This is a genomic window from Nocardioides sp. (assembly GCA_037045645.1).
Taxonomy (GTDB): Bacteria; Actinomycetota; Actinomycetes; order Propionibacteriales; family Nocardioidaceae; genus Nocardioides.
This window is the reverse complement of the sequence record JBAOIH010000001.1, coordinates 2,021,346-2,040,889: the sequence shown is the minus strand read 5'-3', so window position 1 is coordinate 2,040,889 and position 19,544 is coordinate 2,021,346. Positions and strand designations below refer to the sequence as shown.

Sequence of the window (19,544 nt, the reverse complement as noted above, 5' to 3'; positions counted from 1 at the left end):
TCAGAACAAGACCCGATATCAACGATGACGCGACTCAGATATCAACGATGTCGTGAAACTACACACCCTCAGCTCCACCAAAGGGCTCTTAATCGAACCCCTTGTGTGGGAAAGATTGAGCAGCACGACATCGGCGGGTCCTTCGAGGCCCGCCGATTCGCTTTCCAGCTCCGCGACAGTGAGCTGACGGCTGGCTTCAAGCGCGTCGGCGATGACAGTGCGCTCGGCGCTGGAGGTCAGCTCGGGCTGGGGGTCTTCGGGCACAGCGTCGAGGTAGATGTGCTCGAACCAGGCCTGGTTGTAGGTGCGCCGGCCACCCGGATCGAGCCCCTCATAGGAGTTGCCGGGGTCGCTCACCAGGTCGATAACTCGGTTGAGCGTGGCCTCGGTGTCGATCCCCGCGGCTTCCAGGCTTCGCAGCTCCGCTTCGAGGTTGGCGAGCTGACGGGCCAGGGTTGCCTGCTTCTCGCGGGCGATGTCGGCGGGCACGATGCCGTCCATGGCGTTCTCGGCCCACTTGTAGCGGTCGCGCTGGACCTTGTCGATGCGCTTCGCGAGCGCGCTGGTGTTGCGGTCGGAGTCTTGGCGCAGGCTGCGGAGGTGGTCCGTGAGGTGCGCACGGATCGCAGGGAGGGCGTCGGTCTGCCAGCGGGCATGTTCGGATCGCCAGATCCGCTCGACTGCCGTCTCGGCCTGCTCGGCCGGGAAGTGCGGCGCGTCGCACTGTGTCTTCTTGAGCTGGCGGCCGACACAGACGAAGTACTCGTAGGTGCCGCCGTGGCGTCCCTTGTTGGCGCTGTAGACGAGGCGGGACCCGCAGCGGCCGCATCGCAGGATTCCCGCGAGGTAGTGGAGGTGCTTGCGCTCTCGGTTGCCGCCGCCGCGGTTGGCGGCGAGGCGGTCCTGGACGCGCTGGAACGTCTCCTCCTCGATCAGCGGCGTGTGGGATCCGGGGTACTCAACGCCTCGGAAGGTGGTGAAGCCGAGGTAGTAGCGGTTGGTCAGCATCCGATGGACGTGGCTGCGCTGGAGGTTGCGCTCGGCCTGCTTGGCCGTGGCGCGGATCGTCAGGCCGCGCCCGACAAGCAACTCGACCATGCGGTGCAGCGTCATGTCGGGGTCGTCGGCGTACGTCTCGAAGGCCCAGCGGACGTGCTCAGCACGGTCCTCGTCGATCTCGACCCGACGGGCCTCGGCGCCGTTCACGATGGTGCGGACGTTCTGGTAGCCGATCGGGGCACGACTCAGGGTGCCGCCGTTGCGGACCTTCTGCTCCATGCCCTTGACGACTTCTTGGGCCAGGTTCTGGCTGTAGAAGTCGGCGACGGCAGAGAAGATGCCGTGGACGAGTTGGCCCTGCGGGGTCTCATCGACGTTCTCGGTGACGGATACCAGCCGGGCGCCGGCCTGCCGGATCGCCAGATTGATCGCGACGTCGTCGGCTCGGCTGCGGGCCAGACGGTCGATCTTGTGCACGATGACCAGATCGACGTGGTGCTCTTCGAGGTACCGGAGCATCTCCTGGAGCTGCGGCCGGTCCGCGGAGCGTCCTGACTCGCCGGCGTCGACGAACTCAGCGACGATCTGGGCGCCGTGGGCGTCGGCCTTGATGCGGATGGCGTCGCGCTGGGCAGGGATGGACAGTCCCTCCGCCAGTCCGCCACGGCTGGCCTGGTCTTTGGTGGACACCCGGAGGTAGGACACCGCGATGGGTGCGGGGTCATGGGCGAGCAGGGACATGCGACCTCCTGGGCGGCGCTGTAGGAATCGATCGAGGAAGCTCATGCGGCACGGTCTCCACCTGCCTGTTCGTCGGGCTGCGTGGGCGGGAGCAGCTGGTGCGCCAGTGACAGGCTTTGGAGTCGTCTCGCCACCAGCTCGCCTTGCCAGGCATCCCTAGCGTCGATGTATCCACCGAGCCGGAGGGTCTCGGCCGCTCGTGTCGCGGAGTCTGGAATCTGACGGCAACGATTGACGGCAACGCACCCGATGACCATGCGCTTCATACGTGCCCACGCGGCTCCCGCAACAGGGGTCGGGACATTGACAAAAGGGTCAAAATATGGCCTGAAGAGCCTTGTGTCCCCAGTTCGAGTCTGGGAGGAGCCACCATCAAGATCAGTCGCATTGACCCCCGTTGCCGTAGGCAGCGGGGGTTCTTGCTTGTTCTCAGATTCGATGGTCTCGCTGTCGTTTGACGGCAACGGCTGACGGCAACGCGTGTGTCCCGTGGTGTCGTCCGGTGTTGTCGTAGCCGCGACGCTCGCCTCGGCGAGGGCGCTCTCAACGGCGAGAATCGCGCTCCGCTGCTGCTCGACGTTGCCGTGTTGGTAGATCTGCCGCGTGGTGGTGATGTTCGAGTGGCCGAGGATCAGCTGAGCGTCCTTGCCGTCGACGCCCAGGGCACCGAGCAGAGTTGCGGCCGTATGCCTAACGTGGTGGATCGTGATGTTGCGGACGCCGGCCCGCTTGGTGACGGCTCGGAAGGCTGCGTAGGAAGTTCTGCGCCTCGATCGGACCGCCGGTCAGGCTGATGTTGACCAGGTTGTCGACGGACAGTGGACCAGGCTCAGGCGGTCGGTTCAGGTCGAGCGTGAGTCCGCGCTGCGCGGCGACGACGAGCAGTTCCTCGCGAACCGTGGGCACGAGGGGAAGCGTCCGCTGGCTGGCAGATGTCTTCACGGGTACGGCGCGTAGGGCGCCGTCCAGGCGTTGAATCTGCTGACGGATGTTGAGGACGCCGTTCTTGAAGTCGACGTCGTCCCAACGCAGCCCGAGAAGCTCGCCTTCGCGGAGCCCATACGTCACCAGGAGTAGGAACGCTGTGTGGAGGCGGTGCTCGCGTGCCTCGTCGAGGAACCTCGCTGCTTCCTCGACAGTCCAGGGTGTGATCGGTTTGCGCTCCCAGGTGGGGATCTTCGCCAGGGAGGCCACGTTGCGGAAGATCAGCTCCTCGCGCATGGCGTTGTTGAGCGCCGCCCGCAGGTTGGCGCGGAACTTCATGATCGTGCGACTGCCCTGACCGTCATCCTGCATCTGCTGGATGGCCGTCTGGACGTCGCGCACACTCAGTTTGGCGAGTTGCTTCGCGCCCAGCATCGGCTTGAGGTGCCGACGGACCATCTGGGCGTAGGTGGTGTACGTCAACGGCCGGGCGTTCTTCGCGACCACGCTCTCTAGCCAGTAGTCGAGGTAGGCACCGAGGCGCCAGTTCTCCATCGGCGTTGGGATGTTCTTCTGTTCAAGGCTGAGCCGTTCGAGGAGTAGCCGCTGGGCTTCCTCGCGCGTTCGTGCCGTGAGCCGCAGTCGCTTGCGGGTGCCGTCGACGAGTGTGACGTGCGCTGCCGCTTCGTAGCGTCCGTCGGCGCGCTTGTAGATCGTCCCTTCGCCGTTGGCTCGCCTAGGCATCTGGAGTCTCCGGAAGACCACTGACTTGTCGGCGTTCTGCAAGGAAGTGGCGTAGATCGACGTCCGGCACAAGGCGCCGAGCGCCGATCTGGACACTGCCGAGTTGGCCGCGTCGGATCAGCTTGTGAACGAAGGTCGGGCTGATCTTCAGCAGGCCAGCGGTCTCCTCGACGGTATGGACGAGGGCGAGCGACTCGGGAGCTGTAGCCGTCTCGTGGATAGAAGTTGGTGTGGAACCGGTCATAGGTAGTCCCTCCTTTCGGTGAAGTTGTTGTCGGATTGCAGTCGGTCGTCACCGAGCATCAGCTCGGCGAAGGCATCCGCCAGGTGCTCGTACTCGACTGGGCTGAGGCATGGGCCGTCAGCCCGTGTTCGGACGGGATGGTCGATCACGTGCTTCAGCTCGTGCAGAGCAGTGCGCAGCTGCTGCTCGCTCGGGAGCGCTGCATGGATGTGGATGTGCCAGCCATCTGCGGCAGGGAATGCGGTGCCCGGGATCGGCATGTCCTCGACGAGGCCGATCTGGATCTCGGTGATCGCGCTGAGGCGAGCGAGGCTCATGGCTTCGCGACCGCCCAGGAGAAGGTTCAGGATCATGGCTTGCTGGCGGGTGCAGTGCAGCGCCCAGTCAAGGTCGCCGGGCGGGGTCGACTCCACGCTGCGAAGGAGAGAGAGCGGATCCCGTGGTGCTTGTTCGTGGTGCTGTCGTTCCATAGGTCCGTTGGTTCCTTCTGCCCGGCTGCGGGGCGTTGTTGCTAGGTGGCGTCGACGGGCTCTCGCTTCTCGGGTTCGTCGAATTCCATCCGCACCTTCTCGACGAGGTCTGCGAGGTAGCGCTCGTTTGCTGCTGCCTGCTCCTCGTTGAAGACCGGGATCCGGGCGGCGTGCTTGGCCATGTCGATCAGGTCGTACGGCGTCACGTAGGCGGCCGCTTGGAAGAGTTCGAGTAGCGGGATGTTGAGTGCTTTCGAGACGCCCTTGAGCGTGATCGGGCTGGGTGAGGCGTACCAGCCTTGCTCGAGTTTGGTCATGGTGTGAATGTCGATGTTGGCTTCGCGAGCGACGTCGCGCGCGGATCGTCCAGATGCCTTTCGGTATCGGGCGACGAGGTTGCCGAGTCGGTTGTTCTCGGCACTGATTGGTTTGGTCATTAATTCGCTCCTGTTTACCTCCCCATTTTATAGGAAATGGTGGGCTATTCCAACGAAAATGGAGAATTCTACAACAGTAAAGCGCGGATTTTGTGATAGCAGTCATCTGATATCCCTCCGCTATTTGAAGAAGCAGAAATAGCGGCCGTCATGCTCGACGATGTCGTAGGTGTCGCGGGCCAGGCGCATCACCTTGGTCGGATCGACGCTGGCGAAGTGCTCGATGCCAGCGCCTTCGAGGCGTTGCTGCAGACCGAGCGTCTCGGCAACGTCTTCGAGCACTGCCTCGATCGACCAGTAGGACCCGGCCCACGAGCCCTCGTAGGCGACGAGCGTCTCTTCGGCGTTGGTCGGGTCGATGTCGGGCAGTTGCAAGAACGCCTCGAACGGTGCGCCGTGCTCGACCAGCGCGGCCTTGATCTGCTCGGGGTAGTCGGGGTCGACTCGTTCGCTGATCCGTTGGGCCACCAGGAGGTAGGTGCCGAGCCGGTTGATGGCCTCGGTGACGAAGTCGCTGCGTCCGTCGAAGCGCCAGATGAGGTGGAGTTCCACGAGCATCGGGTCGAGGTCGATGCGACCGGTCACCGCGTAGTGGTGCAGCGCTGAGGTCTTGATACTGAGCATGTTCGCCAGAAAGCGGGCCATGGCGCGAGCGCCCCATTCGGGTACCTCGCCGTTCGGGCCGGCCTCCACGATGGCATCTTGGATGACGCCGATGAGAGACGCGGGCTGCTCGACCACTCCGGTCAGGTCGATCTCGTAGTCGGGCACTCGCTCGTGCTCGGGTCGCTCCGGCGGCTCCGGGCTCAGGCGTTCGAGGTCACCCATGGTGGCCTCGAACGCGGCCCGCTTGGAGCACCTCCAGGTCGGAGGGCAGGACCAGCTCGATCACGGTGTCACTGTCGGACATCAGGACGTTGACGCCGAGCTTATGGAGGCGCTGGAGCAGGTAGGCGAGTTGCTCCGATCCGCGGGCCAGCCGGTCGATCGAGCTGACGGCCACGTAGTCGACGGGCGACTCCTCGACGTGAGCGAACAGGTGGTTCAGCCCTGGGCGGTTAGTGCGGGTGCCCGGCTGCCCGATATCGACGAAGCTGGCCACGACCTGGATGCCGAGACGGCTCGCGGCTGCCGCGTTCGTCTGGTGTTGGCGCTCGGTCTGGTCGTAGCTGCGGGTGCCGTCGTCGCGAGCGACGCGGGCGTAGCTGACTCCCGTAAACGGGCGGTCTGGGGTGTCGTGTTCGGGATTACGCATCGTCGGCCTCCGCTTCGAAGTAGTGGTTCAGGGCGCTCCACCAATCGGCGGGGACGTCGTCGATGGGGAGGTCCCAGAGTTCGGTGGTGGCAGCCGGGAGGTTGAGGTCGCCGCTGGCCGCGAAGCGGCCGAGCGCGGTGCTCGGGCCCTCGTGGATGGCGGCGGCCAGCAGGCGGGCCGTGTTCGTCGAGACGACGCCGCCACTGGAGTTGGCGCTGGCGACCGCTCGCTTGAGCCGGTCGTAGGGCGCCTGTGGGGTATGAGTGGTGGTCATGGGGTTCCTCCTTTCGGTGAGGGATTGGGTGGTGTCCGGGCGGGCCGATTGGTGGTCCGCTCAGTCGGTTAGACCTGGGGTGGTGCCGGCCAGGACGGTCGGCAGGAAGTCGGCGTCGGTGACGACCCGGTGCATGCCTGGCGTGAGATCTCTGGCCCGCCCCAGTGCCCGCTGCAATGTCTCCTTGCGCTCGCTGCTCGGGACGACCCACAGGACAGCGGGCACGACGCCGTGCTGGTCTTGGTAAGCGCCGGAGGCCACGAAGCGCTCGTAGACGTAGGCCTTGCGGACAACCACGGTGGGGTGCTCGCTGGCCAGGTCTCGTTCGAGGAGCCAGTGGTCCTCGTAGTCGTCGGTGACCGCGATAGCGGCCAGGTCCGGCTTGAGGGTCTCGGGTTGAGCGTGCTGGCCGACGAAGCGATGCCAGTTGTCCGGTTCGGGGGTGAGGTCGACCTGGTCGAGCTGGCCAGCCCGGACGGCCTCGCGCAGTTGTACTGCCAGCTCGGTGACGGCCACGGTGTGCTTGATGAACGCCCTGCGCGGCTCCAAGTAGCGGCGGCGCTTGTCGCCGTCCATTGCTGAGAGCAGGCGGTCGCCGGTCGCGGCCAGTTGCCACACGATGGAGTCGGCGCCGCGCCGTACCCCGCCGATGCGCTGGTAGAGCCGAGCGATGAGCCTTCGGCCCTCCAAGCGCGTCAGCACTCGTTGTGTGAGGCGGGTCGCCGATCTGGTGTCGGGTGAGTCGGTGGGCAGATGCAGTCGGCGCAGCTGCGTGGTCGTCACCAGGCGGTGGCCCCGCAGGCTGCGCAGGATCGCCAGGTCTCGCTCGCTCAGCTCGTCCGCGATCGTCAGTACGTCGGACGGGTTCACGAGCCACCTCCATCCCTGTCCGGTGGGCGAGGCAACTCGAGGAGCCGGTCGCTCCGCTGGTCGTCCCGGCGACCGTCCCGCGTGCCTGTTCCCCCGCTCCATTCGGCCCCTGACCGGCCACGATTCGTTCCTGCCAGATGGGCCTGACCCGCAATCTGCGGGTCTCCTGCCGGAGCCGTGCGGCCCGGTGCTCGACTGCCTGCGGGCACTAGCCGGGCACCCATCTCGACCTCCGCTTCCGGAACCGTGGTGTCTCGCCGGGCGGCCCACCGGCAGGCAGCGCCAGCTGAGGATCAGCAGGTGTCGAAGCGGGCTCGGGCGACGGACGATCCGCCGTCGGCGACTGCGCAGGCGGCGAGACCGCTTCTACCTCGACCGGAGATGCCCAGCGCTGCTCGGAGTGGGCGACGACGCGCTCGGGACGGATGCTCGGCTGGGTCGGCGGCAACGTCTGCACCAGCGCCCAGCCGGATGGCAGGCCGTCGGCGACGAGGTTGGCGTAGGCCTGGTAGCGACCCAGGGACATGAAGTCCTCGGCGCCAAGGTCACGGAGTCCACGGGCGAAGTAGGTGGCGTCGTCGTATTCGGTGCCGAACACGATCTTGCTGCGGGCGTTGGTGTGGACGGCGTCGCGCAGCTCCTTGGGGAACTGCCGGACGAACTGCGCCGCGAGTGACCAGCCGACGCCCATCGAGCGCGACAAGGCCAAGGCGTCGCCGACCGACGTCGGCAGGTGGAGGAAGCGCGGCGCCTCGTCGATGTAGACAAAGCCGGGGTGCCGCTTGGCGTGCATGTCCGAAGCACGCTCCTGCACGGCTTGCCACAGGTCGGCCACAATGAGGGAGCCGAGCATCTCGGCCGTCCCCGCCCCGATGAGTGCCTCGTTGAGAGGCACCAGGACGACGCGGTTCTCACGCCAGATGTCGCGCAGCCGGAACGGACTACGAGGCTGGTCAAGCATGCGCATCAGGCGGGGGCGCAGCAGGAACTGACGCAGCTTGTTCAGCGGCGCACTGGTGGCCGCATGCTGACCCTGCGGAGACTGCCCGTCGTACCAAGCCCAGAAGCCAGCCAGGTACTCGTCGCTGCGGACGCGTCCCACCACCGAACGGCGGAAGTTGGCGTCGGTCAGGATGCGGGGGATGTCGGCCAACGTCGCAGGGCTTCCGCTGGCCCCGCTGGCGCGGGTCAGGGAGCGGAGGGTCGCCGAGAAGATGTCCTCAGTCCGGGCGCCCCACCCGTCGGTGAACAGCGCCTTGAAGACGGACAGCACACCCTCGACCACGACGTCGGGATCGCGGCCGGTGACGTCGAGTGGGTTGAAGCCGATCGGGCGGTCACGGGAGACGTCGAGCACGACGACGTCGTCCAGACGCTCCTTGGGAACGCGAGCCAGCACGTCGTCGATGAGCTGGCGCTTGGGATCGAGCACCGCGACCGGTCGTCCGGCGCGCATATCGGCCTCGATGAGGTGGAGCAGGGCCGTCGACTTACCGGAGTTCGTCGGCCCGAACGCTGCCAGGTGGAGCAACCCGTCCGGTGCGCTCAGGCCCACCTGACGGTCGTCGCCAGGTGCCAGGGAGGCCGCGAACACCCGCTCGCCGGTGTGCACCGACGCAGTCGGTCGCAGCGGCGCCGGATGCAGCCGCGGCAGCCCCGGATATTCGTCGTCGCCGAGGGGCCAGCCGAGGAGTCCGACCAGCTCGCGGCTGCTGAGTTCGACCGTCCGACGGCGGGGGAGGACGGCGCCCGCGAGGTGGCGTGGGTCGTCGTGGACGAAGTCCATCCGGACACCTACCCCGCGCGCCGTGTAGAGCGCACTGTGCAGGCTGACGCTCAGACGCCTGGTGCGCTCAGGATCCGTACCTGTGGCACCGACCCGGATGACGGCGTCGAAGCCAGCGTCCTCGGCGCGCAGCCTGAGTGACCGACGTTCCTCGGAAGTGGCCGCGCTTGCTCCACTGGTCAGCAGGCTCCACCAGCTCTGCTGCGGGCTGGGCTCGTCCGGGCTGACGGTGCGCGGTGGCCGCCGCCGACCGAGCAGCACCTGGACGACGAGGAACTCGCCCTCCTGGAGGCGCGTGCCCACGGCGGACAGCAGCGCCCGGGAGACTGCCCTCGGGTCGTCGATACCGAGCGGCATGCCACGTGGGCGAAGCTCGACCCGGCCCACCTCGCGCGCCAGGTGGCGCTCAGGCGCCGCCTGGAAGGCAATCCCCGGAACTTGGTCGCGGAGCAGTCGCTTGACGCCTTGTACGGCGGTGGTGCTGGTGCCGATGAGGTGGCTGACGCCGTCATTGCTCGCTCGCAGCTCGAAGGCGATGTCCGGGGAGCGTCGGTCGCTGGCGAGGGCGCGCAGCAGGTTCAGCACCTTGGTCTCGTCGAGGGGACGGGGGAGGTGTAGGCGAGTCCAGGCGATCTCGGCGCGACTCATGAACGCACCTCATCGTTGGACGTGGAGAGACGCCGAGCAGCAGGTGGAGTCGGTTGCTCCGACTGGCGACGGTAGTGATCCAGCGCGGCCTTGACCAGACGCTGAATATTTGGCTCGTCGCGGCGCACGCCGCGAGCCACGATCTTGAAGTCTCTTGCGCCGCGGTTGCGGCTGCGGGAATGCTGCATGGCTGTCCCTCCTTTCTTACTTGGTTGATGTTGTTGGGCGAAGTCATCGAATGTGACTGGCCTTGTTATTGATGATTTCGCCCATCACGTCAATATGGTTTGTGAATTCCACAACGGCGCTTTTCTCTGTTGATTGCGCTTATGCCGCGCTCACCAATTCCGGCGCTTTGCGGCCGAGATCCGCACCCAGGCAACGACGCCGGTGGCGAGCAGACCGGTGCCCAGGAGCCAGGGCCAGATCTGCGCCAGGAGCGAGAGCGCGATGCTGAGGGCGACGGCGCAGCCAAGCAGCGTCAGGCAGGCGCTCAGCAGCCACTCCAGCGGGTCCTTGCTGGCCCGCTCGATGAGCTGGCGGCGGGTCACTGGGACGCACCGCTCGGCTCGACGGTGGCGGGCTCGGCACTCGTAGCGAGGGCAGGTTCGTCAGTCGCCGCGGCCCGCTCGGAATACGTCGGCACCGGGTAGCCGGGCAGCTCGACGTCAGCGTCGATCTGGTTGCCCCAGACGCTCCAGTCCGAGTCACTGAGCGGACGCCTGCGAGCGAACAGCTCCAGGTACGGGCCGGGGGAGACGCGCTCGATGAGGGCGTACTGCTCCTCCGGCTTATGGCTGTGGTCGGTCACCGGAGCGTTGATCCAGGTCGGCTGCGCCCGGTACTGCACCGGGGCCTTGCCGCGGGTGCAGAACAACAGGTGCTCGGTGGAGTTGCGCAGGTAGTTGCCCAGGCCGAGTCGGAACTTCACCCAGGTGAGCGGTGAGCGCACCGTGAAGCCCCAGGCCTCGGCGACGTCGTAGCCGTCGCGCAGCGTGGCGTTGGTGACCCACAACCACAGGTGGGCGTCGTCGGTCGTCATGTCAGCGACCGGCATCTTCTTGATGGCCTCCAGCGTCATGAGGTCGTAGTGCTGCTCGGCGCCGCGGGCACCCTTCTGCTGGATGTTCCACGGCGGGTCAGCCAGGATGGTCGTGAACTTCTTGGTCATTGGTTGCCTCCTTTCAGGGATGGGTGATGTCGGTAGGTCGGCGTCGTGCGCCGTCCCCTACTGAGCAACAAGCGGGGCGATCTGTCGATGATCGTTCCGACCGTCGCGCCGACCGGCGCGAACAGCGACGCGACACCGGCTTCTCGGGGTGAGAGCACCCCTCCGTGCAGTGCCGTCTGCACGCGGAATGTGTTGTGGAATTCACGACACTGGAGGATCGCCGAGTGATCTCCGGCGTCGCCGTGGAGCAGGGTCACGACGGACACCCCTCGCACACGATCAAGTGGAATTCACGGTCTATTGCCTGCTGCTCATCTGAGCCACGACCGTTGTACGGCAGCGTGTACTCGCCACAAGGCGACACCCAGGCTTTGCCGGGGTTAGCCCAGCGGTCGATGATGAGCGCCGATCGCAGGTGCCGGATGCGGGCTTCCATCACAGACGCCCCTGTCGCTTCATGTCGGCCGTGACCTCGGCGATGTACTGGGCGTCGAGCTTGCCCTGGATGATCTGGGTCTCGATGTTGCGCTTCTTGCGCTCGATCTGGGCGTCGAGGTTGAAGCGGGCTGCTCGGCGCCAGAAGAACGGCAGCAGCCCGAACAGCCAGACGGCCAGGTAGGTGAAGCCGAGGTAGGGGTGCAGGGCACCCATGCCGAAGATGGCGACGAACGAGATGCCGAACAGGGCGGCGTTGGTGAAGCGCTCCATGACGAGCTCCTAGATCTCTTCGATGGTGTCGATGACTTCCTCGACCAACTTGGCCGGACGGCCGAGCTCGTCGAGGTAGACCTCGCGTCGGGTGACGCGGGTCCGGACGGCGCGCTGGCTACCGACCGAACGCCCCACGAAGTAGGCGTCGACCTCGTAGGCTTCGAGTTCGGCCTGCTTGGCCTGCGGGTTCCAGCGCGTCATGAGAAGAGGCTCGTGCAGGGCATGTGTCCCCGTCGTGACAGAAAAGTGTCAGGTGCTGAGAGTGAAGTCGTACGAGCAGCAGTTGGAGGATGAGGTCCGCACGCTCTGGAACCGCTCGCCGTTCACGGCTGAGCAGATGCAACAGCTGGCGCCGTTCCTGACGGTGGCACTCGTGGGTTACGAGGACTGGCAACTGGGACCGGAGCGTTTGCGGCGGCAGATTGAGGAGCAGAGTCTTCGGGATCGGAACTTCGGTGCGCTGGCCGCAGCGCTGGCGTACGTGGAGAGGCCCGAGACCACCACAATCGACAACCGCCTGAGCGACTTCGGCATTCAGTTCGACCGGGACGCTCGCAGTGTCCGACGGTGGGCTGAGCGGGCGGCCGCAGGTCTCGCTGCCGACCTGGCCAGGTCGCACTGGGGCACCACCGAAGTCGAGGTCGAGTTGCTCGCCGACGCCGACCACATTCTCGTGCGCCTCCGACGGCCAGAAGTGATTCCGCGAACGGCACATCGCTCTTTCGAGCAGGAGGACTTTGCGCCGCTGGCGCGCCTCGAGTACGAAGCAACCGGCGCCGACCGGGTGGTCGTTGAGTCCTTCGAGGCTCAGGACGATGACGAGTTCTGTTTGGAGGACTGGGTGCTGACGCCGGCCGAAGCCCAAGGCTTCACGCTGCGGCTCTGGTGGTCGGGAACCGTGGATCTCGTCGTCACTACCAAACTGCCCGAGCACCTGGAGGCCGTCATCAGCGTCGTTGGCGACCATGCGTACATTTCGATGAAGGGAGACGACCCCTTTTGGCACTAGACGAGAGCCGAGCTGACGCGACTGACAGGCACTCCCCACGGGTGCCCGACCTCCGCTTCATTGTCCCCGGCGCGAACGAGAACCGCTGGAGCGACCTCCTGGCCACACTCGTCGCCACCGACCCACTGCCGATGGCGCGCCTCTTGGGCGTTGCCTTCGATGACGTCGCTCGTGAGGTTGTGGTGCCGACTGGCACGGGGCGTCGGTCAGACCGGCTCGATCTGTTGTTGCGACGAGACGGACAGAACGTGGGGGTCATCGAGGCCAAGCTGCTCTCCGACCTTGGCCCGAAGCAACTTGACCGCTACCTGGCTGCGTTTCCCGGCGCCGACGTCTACCGGGTGCTACACCTCGGTCGCCTTCCGGTGAACCTCCGTCAATCAGCGCCCTGGGCCTCACTGACATGGGAAGACGTGTTGGTGGCATATGCAAGAAGCGCCCACCCGTGGGTGAGCGCTACCGCAGAGGCATGGATCGGGCAGCTCGACGTCCTGGTCCCGAAGGTTGACGCTGCGACGGTCTGGAACGACGTCCCCGACGACGCACCGGGCTTCGAGTTGGCGCTGCGGGCGCGCATCGCCTGGCTGTCCAGCCGCCTTGACGACTGGTGCGAGCTGGAGCACGACATCGTGCCGTCCTCGGGTGGTGGCAACTGGGCTGTCCGCCTATGGACGGACGCACCGGCCGCCGACCACTTCCTCACCGCCGAGATGCAGGAGGGGCTGACGGCCTACGAGTGGAAGCCGAATCCAGCAAAGCCCTACGCCTACCGCCTACCGGGACCGGTCGTCCTGCTGGGCATGCGGCAAGAAGGTACGACGACCTCGGCGGACTTCGACTGGCAGCTGCTGCACCGGATGTTCCAGGAGCACGTCCTCAGCAATGGTGGTGTTCCCACAGATGGGCGCGTCTGGCAGCTCACCGCAGCGAGACCGACGCACCCCGTTGACAAGCAGAACTGGCAGACGATCGTCAACAGTGGAGCGCCCAGGTGGCTCGGCAAGGGCTGGGGCATGAAGGTCGCCCAAGGCACCGAGTCTTGCTTGTTCGGTGCGCGCTTCCAGCTGCCGCCGACGAGCACGCTCGGCGAGATTGAGCAGGAGTTGCGGCGGCTCCAGCCGCTGCTGCAAGACATGAGCGCAACGTCCTGAGGGAGCCGTGCGTGAGGGCGTCGAGCTGACCCGGAGGTGTCGCGTTCGGCGGCTGCTACGGGAACTCCGCGATTGACGGTGTCGACGTCTCCGGGTCCAACAGCGGGTGGGCGTGAAGAAGGCCCCCGAGCCGGCAGAGGGATCTCTGCGACTCGGGGGCCTGGTGGCTGGGCGTGGCCTCGCTACAGCTCAAACAGATGCTTGAGGACGACTTCTCGGATGGAGTCGTGCCGACTCTCGACCATCTCCATGATCTGCTTGACCAGCAGGGGAGTGTCGTCCCGGTTCTCCATGCCTGAGTGGTTCCTCAACTCACGCACCAGAAGGTGGAGCGCGGCCAGGAGAAGCGCGGTGCCGACCTGGACATCGATCCAGTACGCGCCGCGATCCTCAGGATCCACATCTTGGACGTCGGTGAACACCGTTGAGATCATTCGCCACGCCTCGTCAGCGTCGGGACCTCGGTACTGACCGGGATAAACCACGGGTGCCTCCTTTAGTTGTTGAGATAGGGCACCGCAATCGCGAACGCGACCTCACGAGCGCAGTGCTCCATCCCAGCTAAAGGAATACGCTGATTATGCGACAATTTGATTGAAATGTCAATGGTTTGTCGCTAAGTGAGCCTCACCCACAAGGGTTATATGTCGCCAATTCCACAACATCCCGAGCGGGGGGGGTATGGCAAAATAGAAGAAGCAAACCATAAGCAGGAAACCAAAGCATGCGACAATTGATACCCCTCGCAGGGGGATGTGCTACAGGCAATCGTCAGGTAAGGACTGGCTTCACCATCGTCGAACTCCTGATTGTTATCGTGGTCGTCGCTATCTTGGCGGTTGTCTCGATAGCGGCGTATAACGGGATTCGAGAGCGGGCCGACAGGACTGCTACGATCAATCACGTGGCCGCGTCGATTAAACTAATCAATGCCTATATGGTCCAGGAGAGGCTCATTCCCACACTCCGGAGCTGGCTGCCTGCAGGAATCATGTACCAACTATGTGAGAAATCCTACACTGGATACAAACCTGCTGAAGGTCGGGTCATTGCCGAGTGGTGCATCTGCGAATGCATCGGTGGAATATACCTATAATTCAGCCCGCACCATAGACGGAATACTGGGGACTCTTATGATCACCTATAGACTTCCGGGCGCTAACCAGGGTTGTGGCGTCGACCGGGTATTAAGACAGGTGGCCGGAAACCAGGTGTACGAGACTTATGACGGAACGCTCCGAAACTCTAATCCCAACAGCAATGGCAATACCGTGTGCTACGTTTCTGTGCCACGGGCATGGTGATCCTCATTCAAGGCGGGCCATCTGCAATGCTAAATCAGCATGGAGTAGGTATATGTGGTCACGGAGCTATTGTTAAAGATCGCTGGCGGGACCAGGTTGACCCGCCTCCCACAGGTGTTATATGTCGCCAATTCTACAACAGCTCAAGCGGGAGAAGTATGGCAAAATAGAGAAGTAAAACATAAGCAGGAATCACAACTCTGTCGCGACATCATCAACTAGCCACAGCACGCCCTTCGACGGTCTCTGCGAGGGACCATCGCCATGGCTTCACCATCGTGGAGCTACTCATCGTCATTGTCGTTATCTCGATTCTGGCGGCAATCACGATCGTCGCCTACAACGGCATCAATGAGCGTGCGAGGGCGTCCGCGAAAGCCTCCGACATAGCGTCGTGGAAGAAGAAGTCTGAACTACGCAAAGTCGAGCGCAACATCACCTGTCCCGAGGGCTATGTCTACGTCTACGGCAACCAGGACCTCGGTACAGACGACTTCTGAGTCATGAAGTACGAGGCCAAGAACGTCGGCGGCGTCGCCACGAGCCAGGCGGCTGGAACGCCGTGGGTCAACATCAGCCAGACCAACGCCATCTCGGCTGCGGATGCGACCGGTGGCCACCTCATCACCGAGGCCGAGTGGATGACCATCGCCGCGGACGTTCTTTCCGTCAAGCACAACTGGTCCGGTGGCGCTGTCGGCTCGGGCTACATCTTCCGGGGCCACGCCAACGGCAACCCCAGCAGTACTCTCGCCGCCTCGGACGACGACTCTGACGGCCTATTCGGCATCACTGGTGGGACTGGATCGGCTTCCGGAACCAACAGCCAGCGGACGCTCGTCCTTACGAGCGGCGACGTCATCTGGGATTTCAGCGGCAACGTCTGGGAGTGGACCAACGCCACCATCTCGGGAGCTCAGCCGGGAACCTCGGGCTACGCATGGCGTCAGTACACGGCAATCTCGAGCTGGGGTGTGTTGCCAAGTACCAGTCGACCGAGTGCGCTCGCGGGTAGCTCGGGCCTGAGTAGTATCGCAACTTGGAACTCAGGTCACGGTGTTGGCCAGATCTACAGCAACTCCGATGAGACGGGCGTCCGTGCGTTTCTACGGGGCGGCGACTACAACGGCACCGTGTTCACGGGTGTGCTCACGCTCTTTCTGTCCTACACGCCGACGAACTTTAATACGTACATCGGGTTTCGAGCCGCCCGGTGATACAGATCTTCAACTGGGGTGCTCAGTTCGTCGCGCAGCTGCGAACTCCATGACGGCCCGACCGGCGGACGACTTTTCGTGACTGCAGCAAACTGAAATCGGCGCCGCACTTCCCCTACGAGAGGAAGTGCGGCGCCGTGTGGAGGGACGTGAGTCCCTCGAGGCGGTTACCTACGAACTGGCGACGATGCGGAGGTCGGCAGTGCCGTCTTCGAGTTGGACCACCGGGAGCCCCCATGCGATCGCTTCGAAGTAGTCGCTGAACACCTGGGGCGCTGGGTGCCATGCGCCGGTGCCGGGTACCCGAACCTCGACGAGATACGTCGAGGGCGTAAACAGGAGCCGCTGCACAGCGTCGGGCACGTCGAGCGTGGCGCCGTCGGCATCTGACGGTCCCACCAGGACCACGTCGCCGCCAAGGATGTCGTGTGGAGGCGTGGGGTGGAGTTGCAGTTGCCAGAGCAGTGTGGCTCGACGGTTGAGCTGGAGGCCAATGAGCTTGGCCTCCTCGTTGGCGAACAGGGACAGGCCCTCGTCGCCGGCGTAGATGGCTTCGACGTAGCCGCCGACTGCCACTTGGTAGTCCTCCAAGGAGTCGTACTCCTTGATGGCCAAGGCTGGCGTTCGTCGCAGGGGATGAAGATGCCCTTCGGCATGTTCGATCACCTCTTTCGTAGGCGTTGCTCTCCAGCCGGGATTGGCTGGAGAGTCCGACCACGAAGTGGAGGAGAAGCGGTGGAGCCCCGGGATCGCATCGCTGCGACTCTGGGGCCCCACCACGGGTGGTCACTGGGAGCGCTTGCTCGCGCCAGTCGACCGGGAAGCGGGGAGCTTTCGCTCCGCTGGTCTTGCCATCCGCGCCGTCGAAGATGGCAGCGATGGCGTTGCGGCGGGTCTGAGCGTCACGCTCGATCTCGGCCCGCACCGCTTCGGCCTGCTTGAGGACGTCCGGGTCGCTCTTGCTCTTCGCGATCCAGGCCTCAATGGCCAGTCGGATCTCCTCGGTGACCGTGCGGTTGGTCAGCTGGGCGAGAACGTCCAGCTGTGCCCGCAGATCGTCGGAGATCCGGACAGCCAGGGTTCGGACCTGACTGCCGTTGCCCACCGTCGTGGGCGGCGATTCGCCACTCATGGCGTACCTCCTCCATGGAGTGCGGCCGGTCACCGGGATGGTGATCTGGAAGCCGCAGAACACGGACGAGGAGCGGAGCCAACGGAGAGACAAAAACAAGGTGCGAGGTGGCAGTCCGTTGGCTTCGCCCATCATTATGAATAGTTGATGGAAGAAGTCAACAAAGCTGGCGCCCAATTCAGTGTAATCGGACGCTATTTCACATGTGGCAACAGAGGTCGAATGGCAGCCCGGCACTTGGTGTCAAATCAACAACACACGAGGTTTACGCCGTGGCTTCGAGGATCTCGTTTGGAGGCAGGTGGCGAAGATCTACCGGCGAGGTCCCGGACCTCGCCATGTATTGGTCGACGATCCACGTGCCGACTCGGTGCGTGCGCCAACTGTCGTTCGGATCAGCCTGCGGACCCGCCCACTGCCGCCACAACTCTCGTGTCGAAGCGTAGAGAACGACCGGCACGGTCTCGAGCTCGTTACGCCACGACTGCAGCGTCGAGACGGCCAATGGGTCGTAGTCGCTCCACAAGGGCGTAGTCGTGGAGTGCTCACGTGCAAATGCTGTCGCCGCGCCTTCGTAAACCGCGATGTCAAGCGCGGTCTGGGCCGTCACCGTTGGCGACTCGAACGTGTAGCCCTGGCTCCAGTGGTATGCCTGGTGCAGCACCTCGGTGCGCAGGCTTGAAAGCTGCGCGAGCGGATCTGGGAACTCTGTGTCCCATGCCAGTACGACTACTCCAACCGTGCGCGGGTAGCCGCTTACGCCCACGCCGCTCTGCTCGGGACGATCCTTGAACTCGACGGTGATGTCCGCTGGGATTTCGGGAAGTAGTTCGCGCGCCACCCGGAAGGCGCTCTCGATACATTCTCTGACCGCGAGAGTAGGTGAATATATCGATGCGTCAGTGTCGTACGTGATCATAAAGCCAATGTGTCTACCTCGTTTGAGTTAATGTCAATTTCAACTGTGCCTACTTGATTTAAGCACAACGCAATTGGCGCTTCAATACTCGTGAAGGCTCTACTGGTCGCGCCACGAGGTCCACTATTCGTCCAGTAGTGCCTTGAACTGGTTCGTGATGCTCTCGGGATCGTCGACCTCGTGGTCGATGTCCGCCTGGATCGCTGAGCGCAGGTCCGGGAGGTCAGGGGCCGCGTAGGCGGGGCGCTCCATGAACGTGAACACCTGCCTGATCGCTTCCATCCACCATTTCTGCGTTCCGCGCCCTCGACGCTGTTCCTGCCGGTCGCGCAGAAGGTCCTGCCACACGGCGAGCTCCCAGCTGTTTCGATCAGGCTCGAACGAGACGTCGCGAGCCAGGAGTTCTCGGAGCTGTTCGTCGAGCTTGGTAGCCCGGGCTGACGTGTGCTCGAAGGTGTCCAGGGTGAAGTTCCACCACACTTTGCGCCGTGCCTGGACGATCCGGAACACAAGGTTCTCGTGAGACTCGTCGTCGAGATCGTTGACGGCGTCCTGGAGATCTCTCACCAAGCGTTGGACGTGTTCTACCTCGTACGATGTCGTGTCAGCGGCGGCATTGGCGGAGTCGGCTGCAGATGCCGCAGATCGTGCCGCCTCGGCGGCCTCCTCGGCAGTCGCTGTCATGCGCTCGATCGGCTCAGCGATGTTCCTCTGGATGCCTTCCGCGATCTGGTCGACTTGGTTGCCAACTGCTCCGACCGCGGACTGCAACTCCGTCGTTGTCTGACGGAAGCGAGTGGCGAAGCTTCCAGCTTCGCGATCGAGGTAGATGCCGAGGAGCTCGTCGTCCGTGAGCGCTCGGGTGGATCTGCCCTGTCGTGTCTGGCGGCGGCCCTCGTCGTCGAAGTGCGGCGCCATTGTCGGACGGATCTCGACCCGGAGGAACGGCGTCGGCTCGTCGACTCCTTCCTCGATGATCCGGACATCTACGGGGATTGGACGGGTCTTGCTGGCCATGTCTTGGATCCGGGCCACGGCTTTGTCGAGGCCCTTGGGGAGGCCGAAGGGCACTCCAAGTACGAGGCCAGTGTCCTTGTCTTCGACCTCGTCGACGCCGACCAGAAGGTGAGCGGCGTCGCGACTCGGTTCGAGTGAGACCCAGTTTGCGAGAGCCGCGAGCAGTCTTGGGGTGACGACGTCGACGTCGCGCTTGAACTCGTAGCGATCCGACTCTCCGAGCGCGAGGATGCGCTTCGCTGCGGTGCTCACCTCCCTGAAGCGGGAGGCCTGAGGATTCTTGCTCACGACAAGTGTTCTAGCAGTGACTACCGACGAACCCGGGTCGTGAGGATCAGCTGCCATTCGCCGCAAGACCGCGGGCAGGTGTCGGCGTCTGATGATCAGGTATCTCCGCGACGCGACACAGACGCTCGACGAGGCGGTACCCGTCGAGGTCGGGCTGCCGGGTGCGCGCTCCGGCCAGCACTGCCTTGAGGTCGACGACTACACGCTCACGACGCCCCTGAAGCGACCTGGCT

22 protein-coding genes are annotated in these 19,544 nt (G+C 64.4%); 4 read left to right on the top strand and 18 right to left on the bottom strand.

The window, feature by feature from the left end:
• Nucleotides 1–18 precede the first annotated feature (18 nt).
• From V9G04_10125 to V9G04_10060, 14 genes are all read right to left on the bottom strand, one after another.
• Nucleotides 19–1,740, bottom strand: coding sequence for a recombinase family protein (locus V9G04_10125; GenBank protein MEI2713626.1), 1,722 nt, complete (start codon nt 1,738–1,740; stop codon nt 19–21).
• 690 nt (nt 1,741–2,430) lie between these two features.
• Nucleotides 2,431–3,408 (bottom strand): tyrosine-type recombinase/integrase, encoded by a 978-nt coding sequence (locus tag V9G04_10120; GenBank protein ID MEI2713625.1) that lies wholly within the window; start codon nt 3,406–3,408, stop codon nt 2,431–2,433.
• Nucleotides 3,401–3,652, bottom strand: a complete 252-nt coding sequence (locus tag V9G04_10115) for a helix-turn-helix domain-containing protein (protein ID MEI2713624.1) — start codon at nt 3,650–3,652, stop codon at nt 3,401–3,403. Before V9G04_10115 ends, V9G04_10120 begins: the two co-directional genes overlap by 8 nt.
• Nucleotides 3,649–4,065 (bottom strand): ImmA/IrrE family metallo-endopeptidase, encoded by a 417-nt coding sequence (locus V9G04_10110; GenBank protein MEI2713623.1) that lies wholly within the window; start codon nt 4,063–4,065, stop codon nt 3,649–3,651. The genes V9G04_10115 and V9G04_10110 overlap by 4 nt, the downstream gene beginning before the upstream one ends.
• 98 nt (nt 4,066–4,163) lie before the next feature.
• Nucleotides 4,164–4,559, bottom strand: a complete 396-nt coding sequence (locus V9G04_10105) for a helix-turn-helix transcriptional regulator (GenBank protein MEI2713622.1) — start codon at nt 4,557–4,559, stop codon at nt 4,164–4,166.
• Nucleotides 4,560–4,679: 120 nt separating this feature from the next.
• Entirely contained in the window at nt 4,680–5,387 is a 708-nt protein-coding gene (locus V9G04_10100) for a hypothetical protein (GenBank protein ID MEI2713621.1), read from the bottom strand.
• Entirely contained in the window at nt 5,380–5,814 is a 435-nt protein-coding gene (locus V9G04_10095; GenBank protein ID MEI2713620.1) for a recombinase family protein, read from the bottom strand. Before V9G04_10095 ends, V9G04_10100 begins: the two co-directional genes overlap by 8 nt.
• Nucleotides 5,807–6,088: a hypothetical protein gene (locus tag V9G04_10090; GenBank protein MEI2713619.1), complete on the bottom strand. Its 282-nt coding sequence runs from the start codon at nt 6,086–6,088 to the stop codon at nt 5,807–5,809. Before V9G04_10090 ends, V9G04_10095 begins: the two co-directional genes overlap by 8 nt.
• A gap of 60 nt (nt 6,089–6,148) precedes the next feature.
• Nucleotides 6,149–6,958 (bottom strand): replication-relaxation family protein, encoded by an 810-nt coding sequence (locus tag V9G04_10085; GenBank protein MEI2713618.1) that lies wholly within the window; start codon nt 6,956–6,958, stop codon nt 6,149–6,151.
• Between the two features lie 208 nt (nt 6,959–7,166).
• Nucleotides 7,167–9,392, bottom strand: a complete 2,226-nt coding sequence (locus V9G04_10080; GenBank protein ID MEI2713617.1) for a type IV secretory system conjugative DNA transfer family protein — start codon at nt 9,390–9,392, stop codon at nt 7,167–7,169.
• Nucleotides 9,393–9,730: 338 nt separating this feature from the next.
• Entirely contained in the window at nt 9,731–9,943 is a 213-nt protein-coding gene (locus V9G04_10075) for a hypothetical protein (protein ID MEI2713616.1), read from the bottom strand.
• On the bottom strand, nt 9,940–10,563 hold the full coding sequence (locus V9G04_10070; protein MEI2713615.1) for an MT-A70 family methyltransferase: 624 nt from the start codon (nt 10,561–10,563) through the stop codon (nt 9,940–9,942). Before V9G04_10070 ends, V9G04_10075 begins: the two co-directional genes overlap by 4 nt.
• Nucleotides 10,564–10,998: 435 nt before the next feature.
• The gene (locus V9G04_10065; GenBank protein MEI2713614.1) at nt 10,999–11,271 is read right to left on the bottom strand and encodes a hypothetical protein; all 273 of its coding nucleotides are present in this window, start codon (nt 11,269–11,271) and stop codon (nt 10,999–11,001) included.
• 9 nt (nt 11,272–11,280) lie between these two features.
• On the bottom strand, nt 11,281–11,475 hold the full coding sequence (locus V9G04_10060) for a hypothetical protein (protein MEI2713613.1): 195 nt from the start codon (nt 11,473–11,475) through the stop codon (nt 11,281–11,283).
• A 61-nt stretch (nt 11,476–11,536) separates the two neighbouring features.
• Here V9G04_10060 and V9G04_10055 point away from each other — a divergent pair, with 61 nt between their 5' ends.
• Nucleotides 11,537–12,283 (top strand): hypothetical protein, encoded by a 747-nt coding sequence (locus V9G04_10055; protein ID MEI2713612.1) that lies wholly within the window; start codon nt 11,537–11,539, stop codon nt 12,281–12,283.
• 41 nt (nt 12,284–12,324) lie between these two features.
• The gene (locus V9G04_10050; GenBank protein ID MEI2713611.1) at nt 12,325–13,434 is read left to right on the top strand and encodes a hypothetical protein; all 1,110 of its coding nucleotides are present in this window, start codon (nt 12,325–12,327) and stop codon (nt 13,432–13,434) included.
• Between the two features lie 182 nt (nt 13,435–13,616).
• On the opposite strand, the gene V9G04_10045 is transcribed toward V9G04_10050, so the two are convergent.
• Nucleotides 13,617–13,868: a hypothetical protein gene (locus tag V9G04_10045; GenBank protein MEI2713610.1), complete on the bottom strand. Its 252-nt coding sequence runs from the start codon at nt 13,866–13,868 to the stop codon at nt 13,617–13,619.
• 1,061 nt (nt 13,869–14,929) lie between these two features.
• Between V9G04_10045 and V9G04_10040 the strand changes: the two genes are divergently transcribed.
• Both V9G04_10040 and V9G04_10035 read left to right on the top strand, forming a co-directional pair.
• On the top strand, nt 14,930–15,238 hold the full coding sequence (locus V9G04_10040; protein MEI2713609.1) for a prepilin-type N-terminal cleavage/methylation domain-containing protein: 309 nt from the start codon (nt 14,930–14,932) through the stop codon (nt 15,236–15,238).
• A 3-nt stretch (nt 15,239–15,241) separates the two neighbouring features.
• On the top strand, nt 15,242–15,955 hold the full coding sequence (locus tag V9G04_10035; protein ID MEI2713608.1) for a hypothetical protein: 714 nt from the start codon (nt 15,242–15,244) through the stop codon (nt 15,953–15,955).
• 171 nt (nt 15,956–16,126) lie between these two features.
• Here V9G04_10035 and V9G04_10030 read toward each other — a convergent pair whose 3' ends face one another.
• The 3 genes from V9G04_10030 to V9G04_10020 all read right to left on the bottom strand — a co-directional run bounded on the left by V9G04_10030 (nt 16,127) and on the right by V9G04_10020 (nt 19,311).
• A complete protein-coding gene (locus V9G04_10030; protein ID MEI2713607.1) occupies nt 16,127–16,570 on the bottom strand; it encodes a DUF3846 domain-containing protein in 444 nt (147 codons plus the stop codon).
• 782 nt (nt 16,571–17,352) lie between these two features.
• A complete protein-coding gene (locus V9G04_10025) occupies nt 17,353–18,006 on the bottom strand; it encodes a hypothetical protein (GenBank protein ID MEI2713606.1) in 654 nt (217 codons plus the stop codon).
• 123 nt (nt 18,007–18,129) lie between these two features.
• Nucleotides 18,130–19,311, bottom strand: a complete 1,182-nt coding sequence (locus V9G04_10020; GenBank protein ID MEI2713605.1) for an ATP-binding protein — start codon at nt 19,309–19,311, stop codon at nt 18,130–18,132.
• Between the last annotated feature and the right edge of the window lie 233 nt (nt 19,312–19,544).

Bases quoted from the DNA above. Each gene is read 5' to 3' on its own strand.
- V9G04_10125 (MEI2713626.1), bottom strand. From the start codon at position 1,740: ATGTCCCTGCTCGCCCATGACCCCGCACCCATCGCGGTGTCCTACCTC.
- V9G04_10120 (MEI2713625.1), bottom strand. From the start codon at position 3,408: ATGCCTAGGCGAGCCAACGGCGAAGGGACGATCTACAAGCGCGCCGAC.
- V9G04_10115 (MEI2713624.1), bottom strand. From the start codon at position 3,652: ATGACCGGTTCCACACCAACTTCTATCCACGAGACGGCTACAGCTCCC.
- V9G04_10105 (MEI2713622.1), bottom strand. From the start codon at position 4,559: ATGACCAAACCAATCAGTGCCGAGAACAACCGACTCGGCAACCTCGTC.
- V9G04_10100 (MEI2713621.1), bottom strand. From the start codon at position 5,387: ATGGGTGACCTCGAACGCCTGAGCCCGGAGCCGCCGGAGCGACCCGAG.
- V9G04_10095 (MEI2713620.1), bottom strand. From the start codon at position 5,814: ATGCGTAATCCCGAACACGACACCCCAGACCGCCCGTTTACGGGAGTC.
- V9G04_10090 (MEI2713619.1), bottom strand. From the start codon at position 6,088: ATGACCACCACTCATACCCCACAGGCGCCCTACGACCGGCTCAAGCGA.
- V9G04_10080 (MEI2713617.1), bottom strand. From the start codon at position 9,392: ATGAGTCGCGCCGAGATCGCCTGGACTCGCCTACACCTCCCCCGTCCC.
- V9G04_10070 (MEI2713615.1), bottom strand. From the start codon at position 10,563: ATGACCAAGAAGTTCACGACCATCCTGGCTGACCCGCCGTGGAACATC.
- V9G04_10065 (MEI2713614.1), bottom strand. From the start codon at position 11,271: ATGGAGCGCTTCACCAACGCCGCCCTGTTCGGCATCTCGTTCGTCGCC.
- V9G04_10060 (MEI2713613.1), bottom strand. From the start codon at position 11,475: ATGACGCGCTGGAACCCGCAGGCCAAGCAGGCCGAACTCGAAGCCTAC.
- V9G04_10045 (MEI2713610.1), bottom strand. From the start codon at position 13,868: ATGATCTCAACGGTGTTCACCGACGTCCAAGATGTGGATCCTGAGGAT.
- V9G04_10035 (MEI2713608.1), top strand. From the start codon at position 15,242: ATGAAGTACGAGGCCAAGAACGTCGGCGGCGTCGCCACGAGCCAGGCG.
- V9G04_10025 (MEI2713606.1), bottom strand. From the start codon at position 18,006: ATGATCACGTACGACACTGACGCATCGATATATTCACCTACTCTCGCG.